The organism is Streptomyces sp. NPDC058964 (assembly GCF_042741275.1).
In the GTDB taxonomy this organism is placed as follows: domain Bacteria; phylum Actinomycetota; class Actinomycetes; order Streptomycetales; family Streptomycetaceae; genus Streptomyces.
The window spans coordinates 1-3,237 of sequence record NZ_JBHYKH010000747.1 but is presented as its reverse complement, the minus strand read 5'-3'; the positions used below and the strand labels follow the sequence as shown (position 1 = coordinate 3,237).

Below are 3,237 nucleotides of genomic sequence, written 5' to 3'. Positions count from 1 at the left end.
CCCGGGGGGGGCCCGGCGGCGTCGCCCCGCACACCCCCCGCGCCCGGGGGGGGGCGGGCCCCCCGGGCGACGACCCCGAGGTGCTGGTGGCGTACGCCATGAACGGCGCCCCGCTGCCGCCGCAGCACGGCCACCCCCTCCGGCTGGTGGTGCCCGGCTGGTACGGCATGGCGCACGTGAAGTGGCTGCGGGGCGTCACGGTGAGTGCCCGGCAGTTCACGGGATTCCAGCAGGCCGTGGCCTACCGGCTCCGGCAGCGCAGCGACGACGAGGGCGAGCCCGTCACCCGTATCGCGCCGCGTGCCCTGCTGGTGCCGCCCGGCTTCCCGGACTTCATGTCCCGGACCCGGGTGGTCGGGCCGGGGCCGGTGCCGCTGGAGGGGCGGGCCTGGTCCGGCCGGGCCCCGGTGACGGAGGTCGAGGTCACCACCGACGGGGGAGCGAGCTGGCACCCGGCCGCTCTCGACCCGGCGGACGGACACCGGTGGGCCTGGCGCCGCTGGCGCCTGACCTGGACCGCCACCCCGGGCGACCACCTGCTGGCCGTCCGTGCCACCGACGCCGAGGGCCACGCCCAGCCGCCGGACCAGAACTGGAACCGGGGCGGCTTCGCCAACAACACGATCCAGCGCGTACGGGTCGTGTGCGTGCCGTAGGACCACGTGAGGTGAGTCGGGCACCGGGCGGGACCTGCGCCGTGTCCGCTCGGGGATCCTCCGCGGCGCACAGCCGGCATGCCGAGCGGCACCTCGCGCCCGGGCCCGGGCGGGCCCGCGCCGGTTCCTCGGTTCCGGGGGGACGCATGCCGTCTTCGGCCGGTCCCGCAGGCCCCGGGCCGGTTCCGCGCTCCAAGGGCGGTCCGCGCATCTGCGGGTTCGGCCCGGGACGCGGGCAGGGGCCCGCAGTCACACGCGTCCCACAGACCGGGACCGTCCCGCATCCTGAGGGCGCCACATCCCCGTATCGCTCCCCGCCGCGCCATCACCGCTGCCCGCCCCACCTGCTTCGCGGCGCGCGGCGCTGCCCCGTGCCCAGACACGTCAAGCGCCCGGTCCGCGGCTCCGGGGAGCCGTGGGCCGGGCGTCGTGCCGCGTCGCCGGTCCGGGCTGCCGAACCGGTCTGGTCCCCCGTCTGCGAGATGACCCCGGACAGCCTCAGGGCAGCAGCTTCTCGATGGCGGCCGCGCCCTCGGTCTCCAGCTTGCGCCGTGCCCATTCGAGATTGGCCGGCGTGATGTCCCGGCCGGTTGCCATGACCAGATCCTCCGGCGCCACACCGGTGCCGGGGCAGGTGTGGAGCAGGGCGTCCGGGGTCGTGCGGTCGTCGGCGGACCGGGACGCTTCGGGTTGTGACGTCGACATGATGCCTCCTCCTCGGGTCCGGCCACCGCACCGCCGCAGGTGCCGCGATACCGGGCCCACTCTCACCATTCACCGCCGGGGCCCGCCCTGCATCCGGAGGAGCCGCCGGCCCCCTTCGCTCCTAAGCTTGTAGCAGCCCGCACGCCCCTATCCGGGAGGCTGCCGCGATGACCGAGACGCCGCCGTACCAGGACGTACCCGGAAACCCCCGCTACCTGCCGATCGCCCAGCACGGACTGATCGGCGACCTGCGCACGGTGGCCCTGGTGGGCAGCAACGGCACGATCGACTGGTACTGCTGCCCGTCCTTCGACTCCCCGAGCGTCTTCGCGGCGATCCTGGACGCCGAGCGCGGTGGCTGCTTCGAGCTCTCCGCCTCCGTACCGGCCCGGACCAAGCAGTTCTACTTCCCCGACACCAACGTGCTGATCACCCGGTTCTTCACCGAGGAGGGCGTCGGCGAGGTCCAGGACTTCATGCCCGTCACCGGAGAGACCGCGGAGGCCGACCGGCACCGCCTGATCCGCCGCGTCCTGTGCGTCCGCGGCACCGTCCCCTTCCGCGTCCGGGTGGCCCCGCGCTTCGACTACGGCGCCGCCGAGCACACGCTGGACATGCTCGGCGACACGGCCGTCTTCGAATCCCCGGACATGACCCTGGCACTCACCTCCACCGTGACCCTGGAGAGCGACGGGGTGGACGTGCGCGCCGACTTCAAGCTCGCCGAGGGCGAGGCCGCGGTCTTCGCGCTCGACCGGGTCGGCGACGCGATAGCTCCCCGCGGCTGCGCCCGTGCCGAGGCCGAGCGCCAGTTCGAAGCCACGGTCCGATACTGGCGGGGATGGCTGCACCAGTCCCGCTACCGGGGCCGCTGGCGGGAGATGGTGCACCGCTCCGCCCTGACCCTGAAGCTCCTCACCTACGCGCCGACCGGCGCCATCGTGGCCGCGCCGACCACCAGCCTGCCCGAGCAGCTCGGCGGCGAGCGCAACTGGGACTACCGCTACGTGTGGATCAGGGACGCCGCGTTCTGCGTCTACGCGCTGCTGCGGCTGGGCTTCAGCGGCGAGGCGAGGGCGTTCATGAACTTCCTCACCACCCACATCAGTCCGGGCGACGGCTCGGCCTCCGGCCCACTGCAGATCATGTACGGCATCGACGGCCGCAACGACCTGCCCGAACGCGAGCTCGGCCACCTCGAGGGACACCTGGGTTCCGCCCCCGTCCGGGTCGGCAACGCCGCCGCCGACCAGCTCCAGCTCGACATCTACGGCGCCCTCATCGACTCGATCTACCTCTACGACAAGTGGGCCGAGCCCATCTCCAGCGACCAGTGGGACGACGTCTGCCGGCTGGTCGACTGGGTCTGCGACCACTGGGACCAGCCCGACGAGGGCGTGTGGGAGACCCGCGGCGGCCGCAAGGACTTCCTGTACTCGCGCCTGATGTGCTGGGTGGCGATCGAGCGGGCCATCCGCCTCGCGAACCGGCGCGGCCTGCCGGCCGACCACCGCCGCTGGCGGACGTGCCGTGACGCCATCTACCGGCAGATCATGGACCGGGGCTGGTCACCGGTGCGCCGCGCCTTCGTCCAGCACGTGGGCGGCGAGGTCCTGGACGCGTCCTTGCTGATGATGCCGCTGGCGAAGTTCATCGCGCCCACCGACCCCAAGTGGCTGTCCACCCTGGACGCCCTCACCGACGACCTGGTCTCCGACTCCCTCGTCTACCGCTACGACCCGCAGGCCAGCCCCGACGGACTCCGCGGCGACGAGGGCACGTTCTCGATCTGCTCCTTCTGGTACGTCGAGGCCCTGGTGCGCGCCGGGCGGCTGGACGAGGCCCGGCTGGCCTTCGAGAAGATGCTGACCTACGC

Annotated in this window: 3 protein-coding genes; 2 read left to right on the top strand and 1 reads right to left on the bottom strand. The window is 73.4% G+C overall.

What is annotated here, in order from left to right:
• The coding region (locus ACFW2E_RS44115) for a molybdopterin-dependent oxidoreductase (RefSeq protein ID WP_384477000.1) at positions 1-656 on the top strand (656 nt) is incomplete at its 5' end.
• 498 nt (positions 657-1,154) lie between these two features.
• Here ACFW2E_RS44115 and ACFW2E_RS44110 read toward each other — a convergent pair.
• Positions 1,155-1,361 carry a hypothetical protein gene (locus ACFW2E_RS44110; RefSeq protein WP_384476998.1) on the bottom strand — a complete coding sequence of 69 codons (207 nt, stop codon included), beginning with the start codon at positions 1,359-1,361 and terminating at the stop codon, positions 1,155-1,157.
• Between the two features lie 167 nt (positions 1,362-1,528).
• Here ACFW2E_RS44110 and ACFW2E_RS44105 point away from each other — a divergent pair.
• The coding region (locus ACFW2E_RS44105) for a glycoside hydrolase family 15 protein (RefSeq protein WP_384476995.1) at positions 1,529-3,237 on the top strand (1,709 nt) is incomplete at its 3' end.

Bases quoted from the DNA above. Each gene is read 5' to 3' on its own strand.
- ACFW2E_RS44110 (WP_384476998.1), bottom strand. From the start codon at position 1,361: ATGTCGACGTCACAACCCGAAGCGTCCCGGTCCGCCGACGACCGCACG.